This window comes from Nonomuraea sp. NPDC049419, from assembly GCF_040676995.1.
Taxonomy (GTDB): domain Bacteria; phylum Actinomycetota; class Actinomycetes; order Streptosporangiales; family Streptosporangiaceae; genus Nonomuraea; species Nonomuraea salmonea.
On the sequence record NZ_JBFAQB010000035.1, the window covers coordinates 25441 to 47301 of the forward strand.

13 protein-coding genes and 1 pseudogene are annotated in these 21861 nt (G+C 71.5%); 7 read left to right on the plus strand and 7 right to left on the minus strand.

Annotated features, from left to right (window positions below):
* The first annotated feature begins 117 nt into the window (after window positions 1-117).
* From AB0K12_RS46945 to AB0K12_RS46960, 4 genes are all read left to right on the plus strand, one after another.
* Entirely contained in the window at window positions 118-2853 is a 2736-nt protein-coding gene (locus AB0K12_RS46945; protein WP_364575595.1) for a LuxR family transcriptional regulator, read from the plus strand.
* A gap of 213 nt (window positions 2854-3066) precedes the next feature.
* Entirely contained in the window at window positions 3067-4083 is a 1017-nt protein-coding gene (locus tag AB0K12_RS46950) for an alcohol dehydrogenase catalytic domain-containing protein (protein ID WP_364575597.1), read from the plus strand.
* A 331-nt stretch (window positions 4084-4414) separates the two neighbouring features.
* The gene (locus tag AB0K12_RS46955) at window positions 4415-5521 is read left to right on the plus strand and encodes a chlorophyllase (protein WP_364575599.1); all 1107 of its coding nucleotides are present in this window, start codon (window positions 4415-4417) and stop codon (window positions 5519-5521) included.
* A gap of 347 nt (window positions 5522-5868) precedes the next feature.
* The gene (locus AB0K12_RS46960) at window positions 5869-6330 is read left to right on the plus strand and encodes a DUF2690 domain-containing protein (protein WP_364575601.1); all 462 of its coding nucleotides are present in this window, start codon (window positions 5869-5871) and stop codon (window positions 6328-6330) included.
* Between the two features lie 4 nt (window positions 6331-6334).
* On the opposite strand, the gene AB0K12_RS46965 is transcribed toward AB0K12_RS46960, so the two are convergent.
* Window positions 6335-7195: a helix-turn-helix transcriptional regulator gene (locus tag AB0K12_RS46965; protein WP_364575603.1), complete on the minus strand. Its 861-nt coding sequence runs from the start codon at window positions 7193-7195 to the stop codon at window positions 6335-6337.
* Between the two features lie 168 nt (window positions 7196-7363).
* Here AB0K12_RS46965 and AB0K12_RS46970 point away from each other — a divergent pair, with 168 nt between their 5' ends.
* A complete protein-coding gene (locus tag AB0K12_RS46970; protein ID WP_364575605.1) occupies window positions 7364-14212 on the plus strand; it encodes a DUF2341 domain-containing protein in 6849 nt (2282 codons plus the stop codon).
* A 300-nt stretch (window positions 14213-14512) separates the two neighbouring features.
* Here AB0K12_RS46970 and AB0K12_RS46975 read toward each other — a convergent pair whose 3' ends face one another.
* Window positions 14513-15154: a helix-turn-helix domain-containing protein gene (locus tag AB0K12_RS46975; protein WP_364575607.1), complete on the minus strand. Its 642-nt coding sequence runs from the start codon at window positions 15152-15154 to the stop codon at window positions 14513-14515.
* Window positions 15155-15297: 143 nt separating this feature from the next.
* Between AB0K12_RS46975 and AB0K12_RS46980 the strand changes: the two genes are divergently transcribed.
* Together AB0K12_RS46980 and AB0K12_RS46985 are read left to right on the plus strand one after the other, a co-directional pair.
* On the plus strand, window positions 15298-16032 hold the full coding sequence (locus AB0K12_RS46980; protein ID WP_364575609.1) for an SDR family oxidoreductase: 735 nt from the start codon (window positions 15298-15300) through the stop codon (window positions 16030-16032).
* 31 nt (window positions 16033-16063) lie between these two features.
* Window positions 16064-16201: pseudogene (locus tag AB0K12_RS46985) on the plus strand (NAD(P)-binding domain-containing protein); the annotation flags it as partial.
* Between the two features lie 243 nt (window positions 16202-16444).
* Here AB0K12_RS46985 and AB0K12_RS46990 read toward each other — a convergent pair.
* The 5 genes from AB0K12_RS46990 to AB0K12_RS47010 form a co-directional block, all read right to left on the minus strand.
* Complete coding sequence (locus AB0K12_RS46990) at window positions 16445-16717, minus strand: hypothetical protein (RefSeq protein ID WP_364575636.1); 273 nt, start codon at window positions 16715-16717, stop codon at window positions 16445-16447.
* A gap of 5 nt (window positions 16718-16722) precedes the next feature.
* Complete coding sequence (locus AB0K12_RS46995; RefSeq protein WP_364575611.1) at window positions 16723-17262, minus strand: hypothetical protein; 540 nt, start codon at window positions 17260-17262, stop codon at window positions 16723-16725.
* Window positions 17263-17434: 172 nt separating this feature from the next.
* Window positions 17435-20128 (minus strand): AAA family ATPase, encoded by a 2694-nt coding sequence (locus tag AB0K12_RS47000; protein ID WP_364575613.1) that lies wholly within the window; start codon window positions 20126-20128, stop codon window positions 17435-17437.
* 857 nt (window positions 20129-20985) lie between these two features.
* Window positions 20986-21618: an NADP-dependent oxidoreductase gene (locus AB0K12_RS47005; protein ID WP_364575615.1), complete on the minus strand. Its 633-nt coding sequence runs from the start codon at window positions 21616-21618 to the stop codon at window positions 20986-20988.
* 96 nt (window positions 21619-21714) lie between these two features.
* On the minus strand, window positions 21715-21858 hold the full coding sequence (locus tag AB0K12_RS47010) for a nuclear transport factor 2 family protein (RefSeq protein ID WP_364575617.1): 144 nt from the start codon (window positions 21856-21858) through the stop codon (window positions 21715-21717).
* Window positions 21859-21861 lie beyond the last annotated feature (3 nt).

Here is a 21861-nt window from a genome sequence, read left to right on the forward strand (position 1 = left end):
CATCACTTTCCTCCGGCCCGCGCCACGCCCGCATCGGTGGTGATCGCTTATGTGCGGGTACGGCCACGGGTCGCCGCTACGTATGACGGCGTGTCCTGACGCATTACGCTGCCTGGGGTGAGAGGTCGGCGGACTGAGCGCGAGGCAGTTGAGCGGCTGGTCGCGGAGGCGCGGAAGGCCCGCGGCGGCGTCCTGGTCGTGCGCGGCGAGGCCGGCATCGGCAAGACGGCTTTGCTGGCCCACGCCCGCGAGGCCGCCTCCGGATTCAGGACGCTGCACGCGACGGGAGCCGAGGCGGAGATCGAGTTCGCGTTCGCGGGACTGCACCAGCTGTGTGCCCCGCTCCTCGACCGCCTCGATACGCTGCCCGAGCCGCAGCAGATCGCCCTCGGGGTGGCGCTGGGACGCCGCACCGGCGACCGGCCCGACCCGTTCCTCGTGGGGCTGGCCACGCTCAGCCTCCTGGCTGAGGCTTCGGGGCAACGACCGCTGCTGTGCCTGGTGGACGACGCCCAGTGGCTCGACACGATCTCCCTGCGGACGCTGGCGTTCGTGGCGCGGCGACTGCACGCCGAGCCGCTGGCGCTCATGTTCGGACTGCGCGACCCCGCACCCGGCGATGACGCCGGGCGGCTGCTCGCCGGCCTGCCCGAGCTATGCCTCAAGGGCTTGGCCGACGACGACGCCCGGGCCCTGCTGACCGCGGTGATCCACGAGCCGCTCGACGACGACGTACGCGACGGCATCCTCGCCGAGGCCCGGGGGAATCCGCTGGCGCTGCTGGAGCTGGGCCGGTACGCCGGGCCCACGGAACTCGCCGGCGGGTTCGGCCTGCCGGCCGCCCTGAGCGTCCCGGACGGGATCGAGGAAAGCTTCCGGCGTCGTACCGCCACCCTGCCGACGGCGACCCGGCTGTTCCTGGTGGTGGCGGCGGCCGAACCGGCCGGCGACGCCGCACTGGTGCTGCGTGCCGCCGGCCACCTCGGGCTTGGACCGCAGGACGCCGAGCCGGCACAGGCCGCGGGGCTGCTGGCGATCGATTCCCGGGTGCGGTTCACGCACCCGCTGGCGCGTTCGGCAGCCTACCGGGCGGCCGCGCCGGCCGACCGCCGCCGGGCGCACGGCGCGATCGCCGCCGTAACCGACGCGCAGGCCGACCCCGACCGCCGCGCCTGGCACCGGTCGCGGTCGGTGCTCAGCACCGACGACGCGATCGCGGCGGAGCTGCAGCTGTCCGCCGACCGGGCACGGGCGCGAGGCGGGCACGCGGCGGCGGCCGCGTTCCTGGAACGGTCGGCGCAGCTGACCTCCGAGCCCGGCGGCCGAGCTCGCCGCACGCTGGACGCCGCCCGCGCCAAGCACTGGGCGGGCGCGTCCGACGCTGCCCTGAACCTGCTCGCCACCGCCACGAGGGGGCCACTCGACCCGCTCCGCCACGCCCGGGCGGCGCTCCTGCGGGCACAGATCGCCTTCCACACGACCCGCGGCAACGACGTGCCCGGGATGCTGCTGGACGCGGCCAAGCTGCTCGGCCCGCTCGACGCCGCGCAATCCCGGGAGAGCTACCTGTACGCGCTCGAGGCGGCAATGCTCGCCGGTCCCCTCGCCGAGGGCCACGGAGTCGTCGAAGTGGCTGAGGCCGCCAGGACCGCACCCCCGCCGCCCACACCGCCGAGACCTCTGGACCTGCTGCTCGACGGCCTGGTGACCCATTTTCTGCAGGGTTACGCCGACAGCGTGCCCCAGCTGCGCCGGGCGGTGGAGTCCTTCGCGGCGCCGGTGCGATCCGCCGAAGACGGCGACCTGCGGTGGGGGTGGCTGGCCAGCCACGCGGCGATGGCGCTGTGGGACGACACCGCGATCCATGCCCTCGCCGACCGCTACGTGAGGCTCGCCCGGGAAACCGGCGCCTTGACGGCGCTTCCGTTCGCGCTCAACCTCTCCGCGGCGGTGCTGACCCACACCGGCGGGCTTGCCCGCGTGGCCGACCTGGTCGATGAGAGCGACGCGATCGCCCGGGCGACCGGCGCCGCGCCCATCCCCCACGGCAGGCTGCTGCTCGCTGCCTGGAGCGGGCACCGGGACGTGGCCGCCAGGCTGCACCGCATGAGCGTGGAGGACGCCACCCGGCGCGGCGAGGGCACCGCGCTCACGATCGCCGACTACGCGCTGGCCGTGCTGAGCAACGGGCTGGGCCGTTACGACGCCGCCCTCACCGCCGCGGAACGCGTCCGGAAGTCCGGTGAGATGGTGCACGCCGGCGCGGCCTTGCCGGAGGTGGTGGAAGCCGCGGTCCGCGCCGGTCGGCCCGCGCGTGCGGCCGCGGCGCTGGAACGGCTCGACGCTCAGGCACGCGCCACCGATGCCCCGTGGGCGCTCGGGCTGGCGGCGCGATCACGAGCGCTGATCAGCACCGGCCCAGCGGCGGAGGAGCTGTACCGTGAGGCGATCGAGCGGCTTGCCGGCGGCCGGACGGTGTCCCACCTCGCCCGCGCTCATCTCGTTTACGGCGAGTGGCTGCGCCGCGAGCGCCGCCGCCAGGACGCGCGCGAACAGCTCAGCACCGCCCACACGCTGCTCTGCGACATGGGCGCGGACGGCTTCGCGTCCCGTGCCGCCGGTGAGCTGCGTGCGATGGGCGAGCCTGTCCACAAGCGGTCCGCCCGGCCCTTCGACGCGCTCACCGCCCAGGAGTTGCGCATTGCCAGGCTGGTGGCCTCGGGCGCGACCTCCAAGGAGGTCGCCGGACAGCTCTTCCTCAGCTCGCGCACCATCGACGCTCACCTGCGCAACATCTTCCGCAAACTCGACATCACCTCGCGCCGCCAGCTCAGGGACATGCGCCTGGCGTAGGCGCCGGTCACGACGCGACGGTGCGCCCGTAGTTCTGGGAAATGTAGGCGACGTTCCTAGGTGATGTTCTAGGTGATCTTCGCCGATGCGCCTGCGGTGTGGGGGCGGCGAGCATGAACGCGTGCCCCAGAAGGGGCCCACCGCCGTAGAAGCCCAGTGGGTGGGCCGTGACCATCCGGCCCGCCGCTGCGCGAAAGAGAAGGGATCTCGCCAATGACGAAGCAGATGAAGGCCGTCATCGTCCCCGATGTGAAGGCCGCTTGGGAGGTGCGGGAGCAGGCCGTGCCGGAGCCGGGGCCGGGTGAGGTGCTGGTGCGTGTCCATGCGTGCGGGATCTGCGGCACCGACCTGTGGATGGCCCACGGGGTCCTGTCGTTCCGGGAGTTCCCGCTGCTGATGGGGCACGAGGGCGTCGGCGAAGTGGTGGCGCTGGGCGCGGGCGTGACCGAGCGCAAGGTCGGCGACCGTGTCGGGCTGCCGATGATGCAGAAGCGCTGCGGCGCCTGCGGCTTCTGCCGCGAGGAGCACCCCAACAGTTTCGTCACCGCCGGGAACTGCGCGAGCCCGACGCTGACCGGCGTCAACGTCGACGGTGCCCTGGCCGAGTACGCGGTCGCCGACGTCGGAGGGACGGTCCTGCTCCCGGACGGGATCTCCTACGAGGACGCCGCGCCCACCGTGTGCGCCGGCTACACGACCTGGGCCGGCATCCGCCGCGCCGACGCCAGGCCAGGAGCCCGCGTCGCCGTCGTCGGGGTCGGCGGCATCGGCCACTTCGCGATCCAGTTCGCCAAGGCCGCGGGTTACCACGTCATCGCGGTGACCCGTCCCGGCAAGCACGCGCTCGCCCGGGAACTCGGCGCCGACGACGTCGTCACTGACGGTGCCGCGCTCAAGGAGATCGGCGGCGCCGACGTGCTGCTGCACACCAGCAGCTCGCACGCCGCCGCCGTCGACGCGATGACCGGCCTGCGGCCCTGGGGCAAGCTCGTGCTGATGGGCCTGGCCGAGGACGAGATGATCCTGCCGGCGCTTCCGCTGACCACGCACAGTTACCAGGTCATCGGCTCGGCCCACAACGGCCTGGAGTACCTCGCCGAAGCCCTCGACATCGTGGCGCGCGGCCAGGTCAAGCCGATGGTCGAGCTGTTCCCCCTGGAGCGCGTCAACGACGCCTACCAGCGAGCCGCGGCCGGCGAGGTGCGTTTCAAGGCCGTTGTCACGTTCTGACCGTGAGCCGGTGGCGGACAGCAGCCCTGATCGGAAGTCCGCCTCGGGCCCGCCATACAAGCCGACCCACGACGAGCGCAGCATCGCTCGATCACGAACTCAAAGAAGGAGCAGCTGATGCCTGTCGCCCTCATCAGCGGGGCTACAGCGATCGGCCTGGCCACGGGGCCCTGGTCTGTGCCGGGCACCTCGCCGTTACGACCGCCTGTGTGGCCAGTGCGTTCAGTTGGCCTGTCCGTAGTTGTTAGGGAGATCGTTCATGTCTGACACAGCGCCATGCGCTGAGGAATGTTCGAAACCAGGGAACGGGGCGTTCACCCGGCGGGCGGCTTTGATCGGCACCGCTGCGATCGCGGCGGGCGCCGCCGTCGCCGAGCCCTCGCAGGCGAGCCCCACGGGCCCGAACGGGCACGGGATGGTCACCCCGACCTCGTACGCCGACGCGGGCAACATCCCGGTCAGCGAGCCGAACCAGGTCCTCACCTTCGGCCCGATCGCGTTCGAGGTGCCGGGCCGCCCGGTGCCGTTGGAGATCAAGGTCAGCGTTCCCGCGGTCGGCGGGAACCTGCCGATCATTCTGATGTCGCACGGTCACGGCGCCTCGAACTTCCTGTCGTCGCTGCGTGGCTGCGGCCCGCTCGTCGACTTCTGGGCCGCGCACGGTTTCGTGGTCATCCAGCCCACCCACCTCGACTCCACCGTGTTGGGGCTGCGCGAGACCGACCACCCCGAGGCACCACTGTTCTGGAAGACCCGGGCTCAGGACATGAGCTTCATCCTCGATCACCTCGACGAGATCGAGGCCGCCGTTCCCGGCCTGGGACGGTCGACGTTCGTGGCCGGCCGCGGTTCTTCTGGGCGTGCTCGCCTTGACCGAAGGCGGGTGGCGGTCGTCGGGTTTTCGATGGGCGGGCACACCGCCGCGATGCTGCTCGGTATGCGGACCGCCGACCCGACGGACGGCAGCCGCGTGCATCTTCCCGACGCCCGGGTCAAGGCCGGTGTCATCCTCGCCGCGCCCGGTGTCGCCGACGAGCACACCAACCAGGAGATGCTCGACCGTTACCCGGTCAACAAGTACACCGATTTCAGCACGATGACCGCGCCGGCGCTGGTGGTCGCGGGGGACAGGGACCTCAACCCGATGTTCTCCGACCGGCTCAGCTACCGCTGGGACGCGTACACGTTGGCCCCCGGCCCCAAGACGTTGCTGCTGATGCACGGCGCGGAGCACATCCTCGGCGGCATTTCCGGCTATGACGCGGCGGAGACCTCCGACGAGAACCCGGCGCGGGTCGCCGTGCTCCGCGCCATGGTCTGGGCGTATCTGCGTTCGCAGCTCTACCCGGCCGACCCGGCCTGGCAGCACGCGGTCGCGGCGCTCGAGATCGGCTCTGTCGAATCCAAGGAGGCCGCAGGAGCGGGCGGCCGGCAGTAGCGGCGACCGGTGGACGGTCCGGGGACCGGAATCTGTGCCACCGCGTCGTCCGGGACGGCGACGTGGTCAGCGTTCCGGCGGACGAGGACGCCACGCGAGCCATACGTTGACCGCCGTCGGCTTGGGGCTTGACCCCTGATCGTGGGCACTGCGGGACGCCGGCGTCACCCGCACCCGCCAGGAAGGCACCCGTCGCTTCGCGAGCTGCGCCGCGACGACATGGACGCCCGCTCCCCCCGTTCTCGGCGGATGTTCGATTGTTCACGGTTGTTCGGGCGGCCTTCCTCGTGGCGGGCGGACAGGGAAACCTCAAGGTCACGTCCCCCACACCTCGAAGGAGGAAGAGCATGTACCGAGCCCTCACGGCCGTCACGCTGGCCGCCGGCCTGCTCCTGACCGCGTCGGCGGCGTACGCGCAGCACGACCCCGGCCGCAAGCGGGACACCGGCTCGGCCGAGCGCGAGCGGAGCATCGGCTCGGCCGCCAAGGAGTCGAAGCCGACCTGCCGCGGCGAGCGGTGCGCCGGGCTGGACCCGATCGCGCAGGGCTGCCACCACGACGGCCGCACCACCTACCGCCTCACCACCCGGTACGGGCAGCTGGAGCGCCGCTACAGCCGCGCGTGCGACGCCTCGTGGGCGCGGATCACCAGGAGCACCCCGGAGACTTGGTTCTACGTGCAGACCTGTTACGACTCCTACGTCAGCACGTACCGGGTGCCGGGCGGCTACGACGACGCCTACACCGACATGGTGCCGGGGTCCCGCGGCATCCGGGTGGGCGACCGCCACCGGCACGGCCCCTGCTGACGTCCTACGCGCAGCGGGTACGGGCGACGGGGCCGTCGCCCTGCGGGGTGCGTACGTACGCCTCGGCGTAGACGCAGCCCTGGGTGGTCATGAGCATGTTGCCGTAGCTGGCGGACTCCTGGCCGCTGAAGGAGCTGGGCGCGTACACCTGGTCGGCGGTGCGGTAGACGGCGATGTGCACCACCCGGCCGGAGCCGTGCGGGCCCAGCACCTGGCCCCAGCTCGCCCGGCACGACGGCTGGTGTCGCAGGCGCAGGCGGCCGAATTCGGTGCCCTGCGGCAGCCGCACCGGCACGTCGTCCAGGGTGATCACCGTCGCGGCGACGTCCGGGGAGCCGCAGCCGGTACGGATCGGGTCCATGCCGTCGCGGGGGTCGTCGGGGTCAGGAGGCAGCACCTCCGTCAGCTCGCGCCACTCCCCCGTCCTTTCGGGCGGGGGAGCCGCGGAGGAGACCGGCTGCTCGCCGGGGATCAGCACCCGGACCAGGACGCCGAGGAGCACGGCGACGACCAGCCCCCCGCCGATCAGGGCGTAGAGCCGCCGTCGGCGCGCGGGCGGCCGGGGCACGGGCTCATCCGCGGGGGCGGTGGGTTCGCTGTCCTTCAGAGGAGCGGCGTTGGCGGCCAGCCAGTCGGATCGCCAGCCGGCCGGATCCTCCCCGCACGCCTGGACGAACGCCTCCGTCACCTCCCACGACGGCAGCTGATCTCCCGACTCCGCCTTGGACAGGGTGCTGGGCGCGTAGCCGGCCTTGTCGGCCAGCCGCCGGATGGTGAACCCTCGCCCGGCCCGCAGCTCGCGTAAGCGCAGGGCGAAGCGCTCGGCTTCGGTGGAGCCGTCGAGTGGCTTCTGCCGTCGGCCCATGCCGTCCCTCCCGTGCCGACGCCGCGGGCATCTTCGATCTTCCTCGAACGGCGGCCACAAGCAAACCCACCCCGTACGAAATGACCCGATTTTCAGTGGATTGCGATGTTCATTCTGGCGTTACCGACCATCCGAAACGCATTCATCGATGATCGATGAACTCCCCGCATGCAATCCCATGTCCTGTCACGCACCCGCGCCCTCGCCCGGGTCACCGCCGTGCTCGGCGCCGTCCTCACCATCGGGGCCGGATTACCGGCAGTGGCCCACGCGGCGGACCCGCTGCCCGGCATCGACGGCGGCGGCACCCCCCGCGACCCGTACCAGATCGACACGGCCGACGACCTGCGCACGGTCGCCGGCGCGATCAACGGCGACCCGGGCGGCTACGGCGGCGCGGCCTACCGGCTGACCGCCGACGTCACCTTCGGCGGAGGCACGTTCGGGGGCATCAACACCTTCACCGGAACGTTCGAGGGCGCGGGTCACACGATCAGCGATCTGACCCTCGTACGGGAGGAGTCGGCGGGCGGCGAGGCCGACCGCCTGGGCCTGGTGCGCCGGCTCAACGGCGGCACGATCCGCAACCTCACCCTCGACGGCGTGCGCGCCGACGCGGGCACGAGCACCAACGGCTGGATCGGCACCGTCGCCGTCATCGCCACCAACGCCACCATCACGGGCACCTCCGTGAAGAACGCGCAGCTCACGGCGACCAGCGCCGAGAAGGTCGGCGGCATCGCCGCCGAGCTGCACAACGGGACCATCGAGGACAACCTCGTCACCGGCTCTCTGAGCGCGGCCAAGATGCCCGCCGGCATCGCCGCGTACGTCAACCAGAACTCCCAGGTCCGGCACAACCTGGCGGCGGCCGACCTGACGGTGGCCGCCCCGGGCGGCGACGGCGGCACGCGCGGCATCGACGCGGGCCTCATCGTCGGCTACCCGGGCACGCCCAACGGCTCCGCCTTCACCGGCAACGTCGCGCTGTCCGGCTCGATCGCCTACCAGGGCAAGGCCGACGGGTTCGTGGGCCGCGTCATCGGCTACACCGGCTACGACGGCTGGACGGCCGAGAACAACCTGGCCAACGCCGCGATCACCATCGCCGGGCAGCCGGTCACCGGCCCCGGCACCAAGAACCAGCACGGCACGGACGCCACGGCCGAGCAGCTCGCGCAGCGGGCCACGTACGAGGGCCTGGGCTGGGACTTCACCAACGCCTGGCGCTGGGACGACGCTGCGGGCCACCCGGTGCCGCAGTACACCCGGACGCTGTTCGGCAGCGGCACCGCGGAGCAGCCGTACGAGATCGGCTCCCCCGAGGACCTGGAGCATCTCACCGCCCAGCTCAACGCGGGCAACGCCCGCTACGCCGGCGACAGGCACTTCGTGCTGACCGCCGACCTCGACTTCGCCGGGCGTCAGCCGTTCGGCGGCATCAACCGCTTCGAGGGCGTGCTGGACGGCGCCGGGCACAAGATCAGCGGCCTGGGGTACGGCCCGCAGGAGAGCGCCGGCGGCGAGGCCGACCGGCTCGGCCTGGTCCGCCGGCTCGACGGCGGCACCATCCGCGGCCTCACCCTGGCGGGCGTCACGGCCGACGGCGGCACGCGCGCCGGGTTCGTGGCCGGCCTGGCCGTCGTCGCCACGAACGCGACCCTGACGGGCAACACCGTGCTCGACGCCAAGCTCACGGCCACGAGTGCCGAGAAGGTGGCGGGCCTGGTCGCGGAGCTGCGCGGCGGCTCGGTCAGCGACAACTGGGTACGCGCCACGGTCAGCGCGGACAAGATGCCCGCGGGCCTCGTGTCGTACGCGAACAACGGCGTGTCGATCCGCGACAACCTCGTCGAGGCGGACCTCACCGTGGCCGCCGACGGCGGCGCGAACGGCACCAGGGGCATCGACGCGGCGCACGTCGTGGCCTACCCGGGTAACCCCAGCTCGGGCAGCTCGTACACGGGCAACGTCGCGCTCGCCGGCACGATCGCCTACCAGGGCAAGATCGACGGTTTCGCCGGCCGCGTCGTCGGCTACACGGGCTACGACGGCTGGACCGCGCAGAGCAACCTCGCCAGCGGCGCGATCACCATCGGCGGCAATCCGGTCACCGGCCCCGGCACCAAGAACCAGCACGGGACCGACACGGCGGCCGAGGCGCTCGCCCGCCAGGCCACCTACACCGCACTCGGCTGGGACTTCGCCGAGAAGTGGAGCTGGGACGCCCAGGCCGGCCACCCCGTGCCGAAGTACGTCTCCTCGGCCGAGGCCCCGAACCGGATCGCCACCACCTTCTACGGCGACCCGGGCACGCAGCGCGCCTTCACCTGGTACTCGACGCTGGACACGAGCGGCGCCGCCGTGCTGAGCACGGACCGCGAGTTCCCCGAGGGCTCGGCCACGGTGACGGTCGGGGCGCAGCGCGAGGACAGCGAGGACGGGGAGAGCTTCTTCCGCGCCGTCGCCCGCGACCTCAAGCCCGGCACCACCTACTACTACCGCGTGGGCGACGCGGAGCAGCAGGTGTGGAGCGCGACCGGCACGTTCGTCACGGCGAAGGGCGGGGAGGAGGACTTCACGTTCATCGACCTGACCGACACGCAGTCGCAGAACCTGGCCGAGGCGGAGCTGTCGGCGCAGACCATCGCCAAGGCGCTCAAGCACGTGCCCGACGCCGAGTTCGTGATGCACAACGGCGACGTCGTCGAGGCGGGCGACCGGGAGCAGGACTGGAAGGACCTGCTCGACTCCGCCCGCCCGAGCCTGCTGAAGACCACGTTCGCGCCGGCGCCGGGCAACCACGACGCGCACAAGAACGCGTTCGCCGACCACTTCACGCTGGAGGGCCCGCAGGACCAGGACCGCTCCGCCGGCGTGTACTACTCCTACACCTACAACCAGGCGCACTTCATGGTGCTCAACACCAACGAGGGCGGCGCCGAGGGCATCTCCGGCAAGCAGCTCGACTGGCTGAAGGCCGACGCCGAGGCCGCCCGCGACGCCGGCGCCACGTGGCTGGTCCTGGTCATGCACAAGGGCGCCTACACCACGGCGAACCACCTGGACGACGGCGACGTCATGGCGATGCGCCGCACGCTCGTGCCGGTGATCGACGAGCTGGACATCGACCTGGTGCTGCAGGGCCACGACCACGTGATGAGCCGGTCCAAGGTGCTGGCCGCCGACCCCGGCGGGGTCCAGGGGGCCCGTCCCGTCGAGACCACCAAGATCACCGAGGTGCGGAACGGGAAGCGCGTCGAGTACGCGGTGGACCCCAAGGGCACCATCTACTTCCTGCCGAACACCGCCGGGGCCAAGCACTACACGCAGGCGACCAATCCGCAGGGGGTGGAGCTGGAGCCGTACCTGCGGCTGTTCGACCGCACCGGTGAGCAGGCGGGCGAGAACTTCACGGCGATCAACGTCACGGCCGACCGCCTCACGGTGAACGTCTACGACATCCGCGAGCGCGGCGTGCCGCGCCTGTTCGAGGGGTTCGGCATCGACCGCGCCATCGCGCCGGTCGACGCTCAGCTCGGCAAACTGCCGCAGGACGTCAAGCTTGCGGACGCCGAGGCGGTGGCCGCCGCGCGCGCCGCCGTCAACGCCCTCACCGAGGCGCAGCGCGGCGCCCTGACCGGGCTGAAGCGCCTGGAGGACGCCGAGCGGAGGCTGCGCGTCCTGGGCGGCCTCGTCTCCACGGACGGCAAGACCGTGGCCTGGGCCGACGCCGGCGCGACCGCCCGACAGGTGGTCACCGTGCGCAACGACACCGCCTCGGACTTCACCGGTACGCCGGTGCAGCTGCGCATCCCGTCCACGCCCGGCGTCGAGCGGGACGAGCTGGCCTTCTTCGGCTCCGACGGCGCGCCCCTGCCGCACGAGGTGGAGACCTGGCAGCCTGGCGGCACCTCGACCGTGTGGGTCCGGGTGCCGAGCCTGCCCGCCAGGTCGGCGCGCCAGCTGTGGGCCTACTTCGGCGGCGGCGCTCCGGGCAACGACCCCACGGACGTGTGGGGCGAGCAGTACTCGCTGGTCGAGCACTTCGCCAGCGCCACCGCGAGCGGCGAGAGCCGTACCGACTCCACCGGCCGGCAGACCGGCCTCGTGGTCGGCGACGCCCTGGCCGGCGACGCCTCCGAGCGGGGCACCGGCCAGACCCGGTTCGCGGGTTCACGCCTGCAGTACCCGGGCGACGTCGGCGGCGGCCACGACCGCATCGCGATCAGCGGCGTGTACTCCGTCACCGAGGAGGACCTGGCCGCGCTGGGCGCGGCGGCTCCCGTGATCGCGAAGGAGAGCGCGACCGGTGACGGGCAGCTCACCTTCTGGCAGGGCGTGCGACCGGCCGAGAAGCAGGTCGGCACGCGCCTGGCGGGCAACAGCTTCGAGTTCGGCGACGTCGACCTGAGCCACCGCTTCGACTTCCCCGCCGACGGCAAGCCGCACCTGGTCACCCAGACCTACGACGGCATGACGTACTCGGTGTTCGTGGACGGCCGCGAGGTGCACAGCCAGATGGTCGAGTACCGCAGCACGTTCTCCGACCCGGCCGTGCAGACGACGATCGGCGACTTCTTCACCAACGACGGCACCCTGCGGACGCCGTTCCGCGGCCTGGTGGACGAGGTGCAGATCGCGGGCGTGGCGTTCACGCCGGCCTTCGAGTCCTTCCGGTACGCGAACCTGTTCGGCGACGCCGTGAGCTTCGGCGAGCGGGTCGAGCGCGAGGACGAGCGCCTGACGCTGATGGTCGGCACCCCGCGGGCGGGCAGCTCGCTGGAGGCCGGGCTGGTCGAGGTGACCGGCACCGTCAGCCGGCGCGCCGTGCTCACCGCGCAGGTGGCCGGCAAGAAGGTGCTCACCCAGCAGGTCGACGCCGGGCCGTTCACGGTCCCCGTGCCCGTGAACGAGAACGGCGAGCAGACGCTCACGGTGACGGCCGCCGCCGCCGGCAAGCCGGGCAAGCCCGGCTCCGGCGGGCGCGACGTCGCCACCCCGGTCGAGGTGCCGGTCACGGTCAAGGACACCGTGGCGCCCGCCTCCCCGAAGGTCGGCGACGACGCCGAGTCGGCGACCGGGCAGAACCCGAGCGTCACGCTGAGCGCGACGCCGCAGACGAAGGACCGCGAGCGGGTGGAGGCCACGTTCCACGCCGGCCCGACCATCCCGCTGACCGGTTCCAACGTCGTGGTACGCACCGGCACCACCCCTGACCGGGTGCCCGACGCGCTCAAGCCGGACAGCGGCACCGTCAGCGAGCAGCTGCTGCCGACGACCGAGGGCACGAACGAGAACCCGTACCAGATCTACGAGATCTCCCTGACCGCCGAGCAGGCGGCGCAGCAGGAGTTCCACCTGACCTGGACGGGCTCGGGCGACGAGCGCACGATCTCGGCCCACGTGTACGACCACACGGCCGGCCGCTGGATCCTGAAGGACACCGGCTCCGACCCGTCCGGCGCCGAGATCCAGCTCGACGTGACCGCCCGCGGCGGCGAGAACGTCGTGTCAGGCGGGCGGCTGCACCTGCTGGTCTGGCGCGGCCTGACCGCGATGCCCGGCCAGGAGGGTGACGACATCGAGTCGATGCCCACCGCCGACCGCTACGACTGGGCGTTCGACCACGTGCCGGACTCCCAGCTGTACGCGCAGGCGACGCCCGACCTCATGACGCACCAGTTCGAGTACGTCGCCGAGGTCGCGAAGGAGCGCAAGACCAAGCTGGTGCTGCAGTCGGGCGACTGGGTCAACCGCGAGTACCTGTCGCAGGAGTACCAGTGGGTCAACGCCGAGCCGTCGGCGCGGGCCCTGGAGGACGCGAAACTGCCCTACATGATCTCGTGGGGCAACCACGACTACTCCGATGCCCGCAACGGCCGCGTCATGCTGCCGAAGTACTTCCCCATGGAGCGCTTCGAGAAGAGCCTCGAAGGCAGCCCCTGGAAGTTCGGCGGCAGCGACGACATCGACAACTACTACTACACAGCCGAGATCGACGGGGCGAAGCTGCTGCTGCTCACCGTCGGCTTCTTCTCCGCCGACAACGCCGATGACGCCGGGCTGGCCTGGGGCAAGAAGGTCATCGAGGCCCACCCGGACCACGCGGTGATCCTGGCCAACCACAACTCGGTGAACCAGGGCGTCAACGGCTGGTCCAACGGCAACGTCACCCAGGCGCTGATCGATCCGTACCCGAACGTCAAGCTGGTGCTCGGCGGCCACATCGCCGGCACCGGCGTCGCCTGGCGGCAGACGGCGGGCGGCAACCGCGTCTACGGCGTGCTGACCGACTACCAGTCGCGCGTGTACGGCGGCCAGGAGTACCTCAAGCACATCAGCGTCGACGCCGAGAACGACCTGATCTACTTCAACACCTGGTCGCCCCTGCTGGGCAAGGCCACGTCCGACGGCAACTGGCACCACAGCGTGCCGGCGGGCGCGATCCCCGGTTTCCACGGCGCGGACTCGGAGAACTTCGCCCTGGAGATCGACCTCGGCGGCACCACGAAGCGGACCCTCACGGCCAAGGCGCTCACCGCCGCGGCCGGCGCGCGCCGGCAGGTCGGGGACGTGCGCACCGCGGTAGGCGCCGAGCAGGTCTCGGTGGTGCTGAACGGGCTCAAGGGCGGCGGCTCCTACGAGTGGTACGCCGAGTTGCGCGACGCTGCCGGCCACGTGACCCGCAGCGCCGTCAGCACCTTCACCGTGGACGCGACGCCGTCGCAGCCCGAGTGGGACGCCAGGACGGTCTACACGGCGGGGCACGAGGTGACCTATCGCGGCGCCGTCTGGCGGGCGTCGTGGTGGACGCAGAACCAGAAGCCGGGCGACCCGTACGGGCCGTGGCAGGAGATCGCCACGACCGCCGACGGCACCGCCGTCTGGACCGCGAGCCGGATCTTCGTCGCCGGTGAGGTGGCGGAGCACGACGGGAAGCGGTACGAGGCCAAGTGGTGGACCCGCGACCAGGAGCCGGGCAACCCGCACGGCCCGTGGCGGCCACTGACCTGACCCCGGAGTGAGAAGGTGGGCGTGATCGTCTCGGCGGTCACGCCCATTTTCGTGCGGACCTTCGGAATGCGGTCGCCCTCGTCCTCTACGCCCTCGATGACCAGGGCGGACAGTCCCGCGAACACGACATCTGTAAGATCGTCGATCTTCGGCACGGCGCAGCCCGGCAGGGATCATCCAGCGCCATCACCGATCACGGGCCGGAGCCGTCCACTGGACAGACCCGTTGTGCAGGATGCGCCGGCACTTGAGCTGGGCGGTGGCGCGTTCGCCGGGCCCGCGAAGCCCATGATCGGGCCGTCATCGGCCTCCCACCGGAACGGGAGCAGACCCGGTAGTTCTGCGGTCATCGCCGGCCTGCCCGGGAGATGACGCGGGGATGGCGTTGTCGATGAGGACGGCGGCGATGGCGGCGGCGGTGGGGAAGGCGTCGGCGTCGAGAACCCGGGTGCGCGCCGCGGCGCCGTCGATGAGCAGCGCGAGCTGCTCGCCGAGCTGTTCAGGCTCGGCGGCGCCGGCTTCGCGGGCGGTGTCGGCGAGCCGCGCGGCGACGGCTTTCTTGTAGTCGCGTGCGTACTGGGAGGCGGGGTGCTCGGGGTCGTGGAGTTCGACGGCGGCGGCGATGTAGGGGCACAGGGGGGTGCTGGGAGGGATGTCGAAGGCGGCGAGGAGCCGTTCGCGGGGCGTCAGGTCGGTGCGGTCGAACACGCCGGATAGAACGGAGGGGTCGAACCGGCGCAGATACTCGGCGACGATCTCGTCCTTGCCGGTGAAGTGCTGGTAGGCCGTGCGCTTGGACACCTGGGCCGCCGCACACAGCTGCTCCATGCCGGTGCGGTTGATGCCCTGCTCGCGAAACAGCTGCCGGGACGCGCTCAGAATGCGCTCGCGGGCGCCCCGGCCGCGGCGGCGGCCCCTGGGGCCCTTCTCCAACTCCGTCACGGGCCCATGCTACCCGAACTGGATAACGATCGGTGTACTTAAGTTTGCGTCCCGGCCACCCGCCCCGTACGGTAAGCACACCGAACGGTGTACATAGCGCCGTCGTCCCAGGTGCGCACGCACCACCGACCTGAAGGATCACCATGGGAAAGCTTGACGGCAAGGTAGCGGTCATCACCGGCGGCACCACCGGCATGGCGCTGGCCGGCGCGAAGCTGTTCGTCGACGAGGGAGCACACGTCTTCATCACCGGCCGCCGCCGGGGCGCCCTGGACGAGGCCGTGAAGCAGATCGGCCGCAACGTCACAGGCGTCCAGGGCGATGCCGCCGACCTGGACGACCTGGTCCGCCTGTACGACACTGTCAAGCAGGAGAAGGGCAGCATCGACGTGCTGTGGGCCAGCGCGGGCGGGGGCGAGCCCGCTCCGCTCGGCGAGATCACCGAGGCCCAGTTCGACACCTGGTTCGGGCTGAATGCCCGCGGCACCCTGTTCACCGTCCAGAAGGCCCTGCCGCTCTTCAACGACGGCGGCTCCATCCTCATGACCGGCTCCAACGCCTCCCTCGGCGCCTTCCCCGGCTGGAGCGTCTACGCCGGCAGCAAGGCCGTCCAGCAGGCCTGGGCCCGCGTCTGGCTCAACGAGCTCAAGGACCGCCGCATCCGCGTCAACGTCCTGACCCCCGGCCAGGTCGCCACCGCCAAGCAGGAGGAGCTCTTCGACGAGGCCACCAAGCGCCAGTTCGAGTCCCTCATCCCCCGCGGCCAGATGGGCCGTCCCGACGAAATCGCCACCGCCGCCCTCTTCCTCGCCTCCGACGACTCCAGCTACGTCAACGGCATGGAACTCGTCGTCGACGGCGGCACCACCGCCATCTGAACCGAATCACCACCACCAGGCAGGACATCTCATGAGCAACATCAGCATCATCGGCACCGGCAACATGGCCCGCACCATCGGAGCACGGGCGGTAGCGGGCGGCAACACCGTCGAGGTCATGGGCCGCGATCAGGCCAAGGCCGCTGACCTGGCCAAGGCTCTCGGCGGCGGCGCCACGACGGGAGCGTGGGGTGCCGTCCCGGCCGGGGTCAGCCGGGACAGCGGACACGAGGTGAACTTCCCTTCAGTAGCACCAAGACCAGATCGAGCGCAACGACCGCCCCTGGGCAGCGCGCACCACATGATCGTCGGCTGGAGCGCCCTGGAGTCCTTGCCGAGCTGGACGACCACGGGCGCGCGCCGGCAGTGGGCGGCCCCGGTTTCCCGGGGCCCGAGCACGTGGACGTCCCGTTCACGCGACCATGAGGTAGGCGAAACGTCCGATCGGTCTGACCTCGATCCGGACGTACGCCGTCGGCACCCCGTGCCAGATGGTCGTCGTGCCACTGAGGTTGTGCACGGTGCCATTGGCGTAGAACGGCGGGTCCGCGCCGTACCGGCGCCATTCGACGGTCACGAGCCCGTCGCCCGGCCGGTGGGTGAGGTTCATGGCCCCGAAGCTCGGGCCGTTGTACAGCGCCGTCCATATGGATGGGTCGCAGAGTGCGTACTGGGTGGTCGACATCGGAATCACTGCTCCGACGCCGGTGTCGCACCGGCTGGCGTGGACCGCCGCGCCATCAGCGCCGAACTCTCGGCGCGGCACCGCAGCAGCGCCATGTAGAGCCGCTCCGCCAACTCGCCCGGGTGGTTGATAGGAAAGAACTCCTTGGGGACGTACCGGCTTATCGCCGCGGCGGTGATGTGATGCCCGGCGGCGCTGAACTTCTTGCCGGGCAGCAGGCCGGCGATGGTCGCGTGACTCGTGATGGGATAGCGGACGCCGGTTTCCTCCGCCAGCTTCACCGCCAGGGCGCAGATCCTGAGTTCGGGGACGACATGCAGGGTCAGATCCAGAACGTCGAAGTCGGCCGGTTGGAATGTGATCTGTTCGCCGGGGAGTTTCCAGTTGGGGGGAGCCTTCTGCGACAGACGACTGGAGTGGGGCGCCGGATCGGCCGAGGCCGGCCTCGCGGCGACCGCCGCCAGGCCGATGGCTCCGAGCCCGGCGGCCGTGCCCGTTCTGATCATGATTCGGCGGGGCATCGATCCGCTGCTGTCTTTCTCCATGTTTCTCCTTGAAATTGGCGCCCTGGTGCTCTCCGGCGCAGGTGCGTACCGCGCGAGACAGATTCGCGAATTCGATGAGCGCCTGAAGGGGCCTGCCGGATCAACGGGTGGGTTCGGTACACCCAGGATCGGGTCGGGCCGCTCACGCGGGCATCGGGGGAACCACGGATGTTTAGGGCGTCACACCACGCCGAATGAGGTCGCGGCGGGACATTCGCAGCTTCGTGTACACCCTGCCTAGGTGCGTCTCCACGGTTCTGACGGTGATCGACAGCCGTTCGGCGATCTCGGCGTTGGTGAGTCCTTGGGCGGCCAGGGTCGCGGTCCGGGTCTCGGCGGGGGTCAGCGCCTGGGGGTCAGTGGTACGGCGGCGGCCGTCGGCGCGGCGGAGCTCCTCGTGCGCCCGTGCGGCCAGCCACCGTGCCCCGGCTTGGGCGGCCGTGGCCGCTGCGTCGGCGAGCATCGGCCTGGCCCGCGCGGGCCGGCCGGTCCGGCGTAGCCAGGCGCCGTAGAGGAGCTGGGTCTCCACCTTCTCGAAGGGCTGGTCGGTGGTGTCGTGCAGGTCGAGGGCCGTCGCGAACTCGGCCTCCGTCACGGCGGGGTCGTCGGCCAGGAGGGCCCGCCCGGTCGCGGCCGCGATGCGCGGCCAGACGCAGGGCAGCGACTCCGAGACCGCTTCTAGCCGCGCGACCAGCCGCTCTGCTGACTCGCGCCGCCCGATTCTCGTGTACGCCACGGCGGCGTCCCGCGCGAAGGGGACCAGGCACGGTTCGAAGATGCCGACCCGCTGGGTCGTCTCGTCGAGCAGGTCAAACTGCGCGCATGCCGTGGCGAGGTCGCCCTCGTGGAGGGCGCGGCGGCCCCGGACGTACCAGACGACGATCAGGGTGCCGACGTCGCTCAGGTTCGACGCGCTGTGCTCGACCTGGGCGCAGCGTCGCTCGCACTCCTCCAAGTCGCCCGACAGCAGCAGGAGCCAGGTCTGGGCGGCGGCCACGTAGCGCTCCGAGATCGGGGCCAGATCCTTGACGGCCCGGGCCTGCTCCACGCTCGCGAAGGCCTCGCGGAGCCGGCCGACGCGCACCATGAACTCGGCGCGGGAGGCGTACAGCATGCTCAGGGTGCCGATCGCCCCGGCGCGCTCGGCGGCGGCGATCACCCGGGTGAACGCCTGCTCGCACTCGTCGAAGCGCTCGGCCCACTTCGCGGCGAAGGCGTGGTTGCTCAGCGCCCCCCAGGTGCCCTGCACGTCGGTCAGCTGGGCCTCCGGGTCGTCCTCGATCTCCCGGGCCGCCCGCACGACCTCGTCGAGCCCGGCCAGGTCAGCGCCGAGGTAGGCGATGTAGCCGTGCGCGGAGGCGACCTTCCGGCGCAGGGCCGCGCCGACGCCGGCCGCATGTTCCCAGGCGTGGTCGCGGGCCCGGGCGGCGAAGGGGAGCGCCCGGCTTCCGTGGATCAGGTGCTGGAAGTTGGCGTGGTCGAGCAGCGCCTCGACGGCGATCGAAGGGGCACGCTCGGCGGCCAGTCCGGCGGCCCGGTCGAGGTCGCGTTCGGCCTGTCGATGGTCGCCGGTGAGGAAACCGGCGCGGCCGGCCATCCAGGCGGCCTGCGCGGCAGTTTCCACGTCGGCGGCGGGATGGCGGGAGACGGCCCCGAGCAGCGCGACCGCCTCCGCGGCCCGGCCGACCGCCATGAGGGCCTGGCCTGCGGCCAGCCCCAGCCCCGGGTTGGCGTGGTCTCCGGCCAGGCGATGGGCGCCCGCCAGGTAGCGCGCGGCCGTCTCGGTCGCGCCGGCGGCCAGCGCGTCGCGGCCGACCCGTTCCAGCGCGGCGACGGCATGCCGGTCGCCGGCCAGGTTCCCGCGCAGCGCGTGCTCGGCCGCCTCTGCCCGCGACCCCCGCCGCATCAGCAGGGCGAACGCCAGCGCGTGCAGCCGTAAGCGAGTCGAGGTCGGCATCTCCTCGTAGAGGATCTGCTGGAACAGCGGATGGACGAACTCGACCCGCCCGCCGGGAGCCTCCCGCAGGAGGCGCCCCCGCTGGAGACCCGCGACGGTGTCGTCGCCCGCCTCGGTGTCCAGGCCTGCCAGCTCCATCGCCGCCCCTGGATCGAACGACAGCCCCAGGACGCTGCCCGCCCGCGCGCAGCGCATCGCCTCGGGCGTCGCCCCGACAAACCGCCGGACCAGCAGCTCCCGGCCCGCGAGATCGGGCGATCGCGTCTCCAGCGAGCCCAGGTCCGCGCCGTCGGCGAGCAGCCGCGCGGCGTGGTCGAGCAGCAGCGGGTTGCCCGCGCACATCGCCCACACTGTGCGAGCCATCCGGGCCGGCAGCTCGTGGCCGGTCCGCCGGGCGAGGAAGGCGGCGGAGGACCGCTCACCCAGGGGTCCGAGCTCGACCGTACGCGCGCACCCGCTCTCCTCCAGGTCCCGCGCGAGGTCCAGAGCGGCGGGCGGCCACGCCCGGAGGGCCGCCACGACCGCTACCCGGGAGGCGGCCAGGCGGCGGCACAGGAACGCCAGCAGCGTGAGCGAGTCGGCGTCGGCCCAGTGGAGATCGTCGACGACCAGCACCACAGGATCGCCCGACCAGGACTTTAGCGCCTGCCAGATGCGGTGACACCGGCCCGCCAGGGTGTCGGTCGGCTGGTCGCCGACGCCGAGTGCCGCCAGGGCCTGAGTCATCACATCGAAGGGGACCCCCGACGCGATGGGCGAGCCGTGAGCGCGTCCGACGTGGAAACCGGCGTCGGCGATTCCGCCGAGCAGCCAGGTCTTCCCCATCCCCGCGTCCCCGTGGACGAACACCGCCCCGCCACGTCCCGCCTGGGCCTCCGCGAGCCGCTCATGAATGGCGTCGGCCGCCACCCTCCGCTCCCGCACCATCACAGTGTCGCAAAAAACGCAGGAAGGATTCCCTCGCACCGCTAACGCGAAAGGCCCTCCTTCCCAAGCTCTGTTGTGAGTGAGAATGCCGGCGAACGGGCGGCACAATCATCTGTCACTGCCGACTTCGATGACGTGTCAGGCGAGCGCACACACACCGCTACAGGACAGCGCGCAGGTCACAGCGTCGGCCACTGTCATCGGACGACGCCGAGCGGGAGCACCCGGCCGGCGGGCGTGCAGGAGACCGTGGCCAGGGTGAGCGCGACCGCCGGCATCGAGCCCTAAAGCCGCCAACCTGGTGGTGATTGGCGCAGTGGGGTCACCCGTAGGTCGATCAGGTCGATCGTGAGCACCGTGTCCGAGACTGGGTAGCCGAGGTCGCGGATGTAGTCGGGGGTCAGAACCGGTGAGGTTTCGTGATCAACGGTGTTGTATTCGTGGTCGGGAGGGGGAGAATTGTCACCGTTGGTGATCGCCGGGGGCGTAGCGGCTCCGGTGCACGGCAGCTTGGGCGGCGATCTGGGCAGCGGTCTCGTTGTCGGGATCGACTGGGGGGATCGCCATCGCCGGTTCACGAACGGCTCAGGTTCCTGCCATGGCGCTTCACTGCCGCCTCCTACCAAGCCATGCCCTCGTCGTCGCCACTGCCCGGGCAGGCACGCCCTACGCCGCTGGGAGCCGGGGCCGACCGTGGCGATGGAGCGACGCGGCAGACGGGTCGAGGAGGAGCTCGTGCTTGCCGAGTTGACCGCCGCCTGGTCCAGAAGGAACGTGGCGGGAACCGGAGGCTGAGAAAAATGAGATTTCGGCAGGCGCAATGGTGCCGTCCCCCGCGATCAGCTCAGGGCGATCACAGTGAGGACGGTCTTGCCGGTGGCGCCCCCGCCGTCGATGTACCGGTGAGCCTCGGCGGCCTGTGCCAGCGGCAGTTCCCGGGACACGCTGACCTTCAGCCTTCCGGAGCCGGCCAGCTCGGCCAGGTGCTCCAAGCCGCGGTAGTCGGGCTCGACGATGACGGGCGCCACCCGCAGGCCGCGCCCTGCCGCCTCCTGCGAGACATCCAGCCCGCGCGGCAGCGGGATGAGCAGTCCCCCTTCGGCCAGCACCTCCAGCGAACGCCGGCGGGTCTCGCCACCGACCAGGTCGAGCACCACGTCCACGGGCTCGACAACATCCTCGAACGCGACAGCCGTGTAGTCGATCACCTCATCGGCTCCCAGTGAGCGCACGAAGTCGTGCTTGGCGGAGCCGGCGGTGCCGATCACGTACGCGCCCCGCGCCTTGGCGATCTGCACCGCCAGATGGCCGACGCCGCCCGCCGCCGCGTGGATCAGCACGCGCGTACCGGGCCCCACCTGGGCGGTGTCGACCAGGGACTGCCAGGCGGTCAGCCCCGCCAGCGGAAGCGCCGCCGCCTCCACGTGCGACAGGCTCGCGGGTTTGCGGGCGACCTGGCGTGACCGTACCACGTGTCCATTCCGTGACGGCCGGGTTATCGCAGTCAGCGAGCTCAAACCACGGCGTCAAATGAAGTCTGGGAATGTCTTGAAGTCTTGCTCATAGAGTCAGGCGATTTGCTCATGCCCTTCCCCTGTGCCCGATGGTGTGACGTAGACAGCGTCCGCGCTGTAGCAGTCGAGCAGTCTCTCGAGGTCGTGAGCGTTGACCGCATCGGTCAGCCGGTGTTTGAGGTCCCAGGAAGCAGACATGGT

Coding starts and splice junctions, on each gene's coding strand:
- AB0K12_RS46950 (WP_364575597.1), top strand. CDS start 3,067: ATGACGAAGCAGATGAAGGCCGTCATCGTCCCCGATGTGAAGGCCGCT.
- AB0K12_RS46960 (WP_364575601.1), top strand. CDS start 5,869: ATGTACCGAGCCCTCACGGCCGTCACGCTGGCCGCCGGCCTGCTCCTG.
- AB0K12_RS46965 (WP_364575603.1), bottom strand. CDS start 7,195: ATGGGCCGACGGCAGAAGCCACTCGACGGCTCCACCGAAGCCGAGCGC.
- AB0K12_RS46970 (WP_364575605.1), top strand. CDS start 7,364: ATGCAATCCCATGTCCTGTCACGCACCCGCGCCCTCGCCCGGGTCACC.
- AB0K12_RS46980 (WP_364575609.1), top strand. CDS start 15,298: ATGGGAAAGCTTGACGGCAAGGTAGCGGTCATCACCGGCGGCACCACC.
- AB0K12_RS46990 (WP_364575636.1), bottom strand. CDS start 16,717: ATGTCGACCACCCAGTACGCACTCTGCGACCCATCCATATGGACGGCG.
- AB0K12_RS46995 (WP_364575611.1), bottom strand. CDS start 17,262: ATGGAGAAAGACAGCAGCGGATCGATGCCCCGCCGAATCATGATCAGA.
- AB0K12_RS47010 (WP_364575617.1), bottom strand. CDS start 21,858: ATGTCTGCTTCCTGGGACCTCAAACACCGGCTGACCGATGCGGTCAAC.